The following is a 7,402-nucleotide window of genomic DNA, read 5'->3' on the forward strand; positions in this document are numbered from 1 at the left end:
ATCCTCTCATTAGTTGGTTATCTGAATGCCATCACTTCCCTGAAGATACTGCTTCATCTGCTTTCGTATATTATCAACATAAGCATCTATCTCTTCATCAGATTTAAGCACCTTTGCCGGGAACATCTGCTGTCTAGCAACTTTTTTGATTATTTCTTTCTTTGGCGGATTTTGGGCACTTTCAGTCTTAACAGAAGGCTTAGGGTCTGACTTTGGTGCTTTAGCTGCCTCAATAGCCATTGTGTCATCATCTCTTCGTCCCCAAAGCAAAACAGAAAGACCATCTAGGATTTTTAAACTTTTTTCAGCAGCTATTGCAGCTTTTTGCTGTGAGAAAAATTGATCAGCTTTAGAAGAAATAAGCTTGGTTTCTTCATTCACATTTGCATCTTTATGAATATCTTCCATACAGGAACGAACAATTTCATATAATGCCTCTCTCTTTTCATCAAGCATTACATCATGAGATTTTTCTACAGTAGCTTGAAGACTATTTAACTCCGGAATTCTCTTATAATCGTATGACTTATCAGCAAAAATAGTTGTAATAAGCCTCATTTGATTTAACGCATGTGTAGCCTCATCGTCACGACTAATATAATCAAGATCGTTATTCATACTCTGAACAAAACTAACGGCATTATCAAAAATAGATACCTGTGTCTTAAAGAAGCTTTCAACATTTTTCATGTGATCCTGCATATCATAAAGAGTATCTTCACTTGCGACCACCTTATCAATTAGTGCAATATTATCGCTCTTCTGTGAAAGTACATCTTTAACAACCCTTACAGCGTCTCGTACCACTTGCTTGTCAGGGTATTTATTATTCTCATATTTATCACTAAGGCCATTGTAATGATTCTCTAATTCAGTAAACTTCTCGATAATAAACGCTATAAGTCCATCTTCGTCAGTGGGAACATCCATTACATCAAAGAAATCTCTTAAGAAATCTCTTGCCTCTTTCATCTTTGTAGGACTAACTACATGACGTTTTGTAATCTCTGTCTTTCCGATTTCTGTTTTCTTTCGAAGCATATCTGGAAGCTTAGGATCTGTAGGCTGAATTGTCATTCCACCATACTTGATAGTAACTTTTTGTTCATAGATAAGAAGTGCTACAACAGCTGCTATATCTATTTCTCTCCATCCACTTGGAATGCCCTGATACCTTGCCTGAATATCTGACATCTTTGTAGTGATATGTTTCATGTCCTGCATATCAAGATAGCCCTCAATCTTCTGCGCTGCCCCACTATTAGGATTAGTTCCAGGGATTGTAGGTGCCTGACCTGTTAGAATTGCAATAATGTCAGAATCGTCATTTACGTTTTGTCCTATTAAATCCAAATCGTAATATACATGGGTAACCAGATACTCAAGAGACTGATCCAACTTGCTCTTAGCATCTCCACCTTTAATTTCAATATGCTCTCCGTCAACATAGAACTCTGCTGACTCAATAGCTCTCTTGATATAATCAAGAGCGTCATTCTCATACTTAGTGGCTTCATCCTGTTGTGTACGAATGATATCCTGAACAGACTTTGGAAGCTGAGCGATATTTCTAGTCTTTACATACTTACGAATCTTAAGAGCGCTTTCAATACACTCATAATACTTTCCGTCACCAAGAACAACTATCGCCTGTCCCTTTGAATTTGTCTGAAGGCGAAGATCCTGCTTTTCATAATCATCAGTTGCAATAGAATAAACCTGCAGCTTCATACCACCAGTTACTGACCCGATAGCGGTTCCGTCAACATATTGATCGTATGGGAAATCATAAATTCCATAGCGATACTTTTTCTTGTCGTATATATCACCAAATACAAGGTGGCCAATTCTTTCAATAATCTGCGCTGTATCTACTGGTGTATCTTTAATATCTCTCGCAATATCCTGCTCTTCATCTGTAAGGAAATTATAAGTATTTCCATTTCTTCCGATGTAGTTCTGGTTAAGGAGTCTATCTAATGATTCCTGCACCTGTGCTCTCATCTGAATCTTATCCATATTGATGTTATCCGCCATAAGGATAACAATAGAGTCAAGTGTTGACTTAACGTCTGTATCAACATAACGGATGAGATAAAGGAGTTTTAATACATCAACATCCTGCTGTTTTATACCTCTATCTTCATCAGCAGCAGTCTGACATCTGTCAATAACACGATTAATAGCACCGTCAAGAGAGGTTTTAACAGTGTCATAGAATTTATAAAATGGTACTAATGCATACTCGTCCTTATCTTGTACGCTCTTAGCAGCTTCCTGGAATCCGGAAAGCATTGAACGTTCACCACTTGACTGATGCTTACCTGCATTACCATGTTTTCTGATAGCTGTGTATACTTTTTGTAAAAGAAGGAACTGATATGGTACAAATGGGAAGTCTCTTGCAAATTCCTGCGGTGTCTCAAATCCTCTAACATCAAGAAGTGCATCGTCCTTATTAAACTTAAGGAGGTTCCTGAGAACTGAGTCATTGGCATTGTATACTTCCTCCAACTCTTCCTCTGCTTCATCTGTCTTTGAAAGAAGTCTCTTCTGAATAACCTCGTCGGCCGACGTTGAAGAAAGAGAAAGTCTTGTTTTAAATCTTGCCTGAATACGTGAAAACTCATCTTGACGAGTCTTGATGATTTCATCAAGAGCTTCCTGTCCGGTACACATTACCCAAACCTTACCTTCACACTTGCTTCCGATTTCCTCAATGAGTGACTGCAAGTTAAGAAGGTGATCTGTATTTTCACCAACATACTGACCAACCTCATCGATCATGAAAAGCAATCTGAAGTTATCAGGCTTTTTATCAACATAATCTTTAATCTCTGATACAAGCTGAGCAATAGATGTCTCTACTGTTTCTGTTCCATTGAACCAGTTACGAGCAGCTTCCTCACTCATGCCAAGCACTTCCTGAAGAGATGCAACAACATCATCCTCAAAAAATACAAACGATTCTCTAGTATTAACCCAAGAGTCACCATTTTTTTCTTCGAATACTTTTCTGAACTCTTCTGTCTTTCCCTGCTTGTCTATGAACTGCTCAAGCTTAGCAACCTTTAAGTCTTCACCATAAAAGCCAAGGTAGTTATAAAACATCTTCGCAAATACACGGAGGACTGCTGTTGCATCTTTATTAATGGAACCCTCAATATCAATATTGAAAAGGATAGTATCTGTCTCACCCTTTGTAGCCTTATCAATGAGCATGAATGTAGCAGGGTCATCCTCAAACTTTGAGCGGAATCTCTCTACTGTTTTAACGCCCTGTACTTCCTTGTTTGCAAGTATGTATGAAAGAATCTTCAAGAAATGTGATTTACCACTTCCGAAGAACCCGGAAATCCAAACACCAACATCATTTGTCTTTTGATCAAAAGCATCTCCATAATTATTGAACAGAGTTATGAAATGCTTCTTTAATTCCTTAGTTACAACGTACTCCTCTAATTCCTGAATAAGTACTCTTTCTGTATCCTGTTCTACCTGAACGACACCATTGATCTGTCTGTTGATATCGTCTCTAAACATCTGCTGAATCTTCATTATCGCTTACCCTCCACTATTGCATTGAATGCTCTATAGTAATCTTGTTTTGGCAATTTATTAAATAGATATACATCCCTTCCGTCGAAAGAACCAGGGTATAAAACGACAATCGGAATGCTGTTAAGATCCTGTGGCTGAATTGTATTCAAAATATTATGAGATCTGATGAACGGATAAGCTTCTCCAACGCCAGTTATCAGAAGCACATCTCCTTCCTTGAATCCATCCTTGCATATCTCATCCACAAAGTTTTTTGCTGATGCAGCTTTACCCTGAAGATTCTTCAATAGGAATTCTGTTCCCTTGGTTGCTTCGATATTTGGAATCTTATCCAAAAGCCTCTTATCCTCGCAAAGCTTTAAGAAGATTTTGTATAGATTCTTCTCTATAACATGACAATTAATATCCTGATCAGATACAAGCTGCTCTGTAAAATATCTCACTGCCATTTCATCCTTTGGGTCATAGCAAAAGATATGAATATTAACTTCGTTACTTAGTCCGTTACCCTTCTGAAAATCTTCATCTTGCATCTGGGCTTTTAGCTTATCAAGCCTCTCCAAAATGTCGCTCATTAGTACATCTCCTACATTTCATTTAATAAAAACAGTTAAACGCTGGTAAAGCTACTTCTTCACCATTTGCTCTGATTACACTTTCTACTTCCGAACAAATCATTACAGGGTTAAGATTTGTTGCTCGTGGGCCATCTATGTATTCATTCTCTATAAGAATCTTATTAAGCACCTGCTTAATCTTATTGATTGTTGCCTCTGACCATGAAGCCACTTCATCATCCTGTTCCTGCAATCTCATAAAAAATACATTGAGATCAATTCTTCCATATGAGAAATCCTGTTCACGATACTTAGCTCCGATCACAGTAATCATATAATCCCATACAAGCCTGTACTGCTTCATCATGGCATATAGACACGCCTGCTTAGCATTCTCTACTGGAGCATGCGCAATAGTATTTATTAGCGTTAAATCATCTAAACCACGCAATCTTTTAATACATACTCCAGCTATATTTTTTATCATGCGCTCTGTTGGAAACTGGAACAGATTCTCATCCACAACCTTGCTGATTATCTCTTCATCAGATAATCTTTCATCAACGATAAGCTTCGCTACCACCTTTGATTCATGAAATAGAAACTGTTCTCTGGTAAGCGCACCACATCCCTTATAATCACTCAAGTCTATCACCTACTTTTTCTCTCTCGTAATGAACAAGGTCACCAAAGTCACAGTCAAGCTTATCGCAGATTTTTTCCAACACTAGCATGGAGACAGGTTCGCCCTTACTCATTTTGGCAATAGTCCCACTACTGAGCTTTACCTCATTCATCAAATCTGTCTTATTCATGCTTTTGTCGATCAATAGTTTCCATAGTCCGTTGTAAGATATAGCCATTTATTAAACCTCACTCTTGTTCGTTAACGTCACATACAGAAATTATAATACAATCTCGAAGGACAGGCAATTAATGTGTTAAGAAAATCTTCGAGTTTGTGAAGATTTGGTTCTTCATTTTATTGATATTCTCCTTTCACCGCTTTTTATTACATATCTTAGTCTTTCCCAATATCTATTATCCACATCTCTTGTCCCATAAAAGGGACTTCCAACTAAGTTTTTTCATCTTTTTTCATTTTCGCAAGCAGGGCCTCGCGATATCGCGATATCGCGGAGGCAACTTGCTTGTTGGATGGCTTTGCCCCCAATCCCACAAAACCTCATTTCACTCGGAGCCACTCATCAGATAAAGTAATGCTGACTGCATTTACCTAAAACGCAAAAAAAGGGGAACTCCATTGTATCATCACAATGAAATCTCCCTTGGTATTATTGAATCTGTTCGGCTTTATTATGTTTTTCGTCCTTTATGATTAACTCAATTATCTATCAATGCCTTCTCTAATGCTTCATAATCATATTCGTTCTGTTGGAAGCTATTAAATAAATTTGCATTTTTGCCTCTCTTTTCAATAGGTGATGAATAATCATTCTTAATCGCATCAATCATCCATCCAACGATATTCCCAATTTTCTTAGCGCTCTTGGAATTCTCGTACTGCTTTTTAACCTTTTCATAATCATATCCTGCAACTTCAAGGATTGATATGATGTCTTTAGTGGAGATTTTTTCATCCATAAGGTCTTTTACCCGATCTATTAGTTCATATTTCTCATCATCAGTTATTTTTTTCTCCACAACTTCACTAGTAACATCTACCTTTTCCTCCACATCTTTCCGTTTGATCCGGAAAACGATGCCAGATGTTTTGCCACCTCTACCAGTTCTCTTGGTCTCATATGATAGATCCAGTTCGGTTTTTTGAGTTATTTCTTTGGTGGCTACATCCATGACATTCTTTTTAAAATCACGCCATTCGTCATAGCTTTTTTCTGTAGCAACTTCTACAGCTTTGTCATAGTCTGGCTTCTGTTTACCATTAAGTATTTCCTGAACTTTCTTCTCAGATGCATCAACTACACCGAGTTCTAGCTTAAGTTCTGAAAGACCTATATAGAACTCAAAACCACCATCCATTGTCATCTGGCAGCTTCTATTTCCAATAAAGGCCTCTGATTTTAATAATTCATATAATCGAAAAGAATAAACGGAAGTCATATCCATCATCACAGGAAGTGACAATAAAGTAAATTTATTCTGAATCTGAAGTAATTTTTCTTTAAGCTTCTTATTAAAAGTAATGGTACAGACACCATCTTTATATTCAGCATCTGTAACTATGGTCATATAGTGGAATTCTTTTTTTTCATCATCTTCGATACCGATAGATCTTCCAATAAGACTGGCTGCAACAGGTTTAAGATGGGAATAAATACTGTTGCCCTTACCAAAGATTTCTTTTAGCTGCGCTGCCGGCATGACTGCAACTATATCCCCATTTTTATCTGTGGCAGCATTTTGCAGGCTATAAAGAGCAGCTGCTAAAAGTTTGTTCTCATATATGGTAGACTTATATTTAGCACCAATAATGATATTGGATTTCTTATAGTTCATACCCTTGATTTCTCTAGGTGCATTATTAACTGCCATATATCAATTCCTCCACAATTTATATCATTTACCCCACAACTTTAAACATAATTATTGTAACACTGATTTATCAGATTCTCCACAGGTATTTATCAATTTCTCCAAGCTTTTTATCTAATCCCCCACAACTTTATAAATTGGTCTTTCTATATTTCGAAAGCTCCACACCTTTTATTAATTCCTCCACATGTTGACTAGGTCAGTCTATTATTTTTATCTCCACTTCTTCAAAAAACTTATGTAGCACAATCTGCTCTGTCTAGTTTTTATCAGGCTTTTCGGCGCCATTTGTCTTTAACTCCACAACTTCAATTCTACACTCTCTATCTCTACAGCGTTTATCAAAAACTCCACTTCTTGACCGAAATGGTTTATCTATTTCACCACAACTTTTCACATGTCTACTAAAAAAACATGTTTTTTGTGCTATCATTGAATATAGAAATAAAATTCCAATAAAAAAGAAGCTCCTTTATGTATTAAGCAGCTTCTTAATGTTTACAGATATAACCTGGCTGATGTGATTTCTATCAAAAACTCCACATCTTCAAAATGCTTTATCAATACCTCCACAAGTAGTTATTATTTTCTCCACATGCATTTATTAAAAGCTCCACAACTAAACACTTTCAAACGGTTATTAATATCTCTACAACTTGTTATTAATTACTCCACTTCTTATTATCAATTCCTCCACAAGTCTTTATCTTTAACTCCACAACTTCTATCTGACTTTGGCTTATTTAAAGGCTTTCCCAAGGTATTAA

The 7,402-nt window shown here is 36.8% G+C and carries 5 protein-coding genes; all 5 read right to left on the reverse strand.

All coding sequences use genetic code 11. The features are described from left to right. Window positions 1-9 precede the first annotated feature (9 nt). Window positions 10-3,558: a BREX system P-loop protein BrxC gene (gene brxC / locus G585_RS0111460; protein WP_022775135.1), complete on the reverse strand. Its 3,549-nt coding sequence runs from the start codon at window positions 3,556-3,558 to the stop codon at window positions 10-12. Further along, entirely contained in the window at window positions 3,558-4,136 is a 579-nt protein-coding gene (locus G585_RS0111465; protein WP_022775136.1) for a DUF1788 domain-containing protein, read from the reverse strand. The genes brxC and G585_RS0111465 overlap by 1 nt, the downstream gene beginning before the upstream one ends. A 22-nt stretch (window positions 4,137-4,158) precedes the next feature. Beyond that, the gene (locus G585_RS0111470; protein ID WP_022775137.1) at window positions 4,159-4,764 is read right to left on the reverse strand and encodes a DUF1819 family protein; all 606 of its coding nucleotides are present in this window, start codon (window positions 4,762-4,764) and stop codon (window positions 4,159-4,161) included. Continuing rightward, a complete protein-coding gene (locus tag G585_RS0111475; RefSeq protein ID WP_022775139.1) occupies window positions 4,757-4,981 on the reverse strand; it encodes a helix-turn-helix domain-containing protein in 225 nt (74 codons plus the stop codon). Before G585_RS0111475 ends, G585_RS0111470 begins: the two co-directional genes overlap by 8 nt. Before the next feature lie 481 nt (window positions 4,982-5,462). Then, complete coding sequence (locus tag G585_RS0111480; RefSeq protein WP_022775140.1) at window positions 5,463-6,635, reverse strand: replication initiation protein; 1,173 nt, start codon at window positions 6,633-6,635, stop codon at window positions 5,463-5,465. Between the last annotated feature and the right edge of the window lie 767 nt (window positions 6,636-7,402).

The organism is Butyrivibrio sp. AE2015 (genome assembly GCF_000420825.1).
Classification (GTDB): domain Bacteria; phylum Bacillota; class Clostridia; order Lachnospirales; family Lachnospiraceae; genus Butyrivibrio.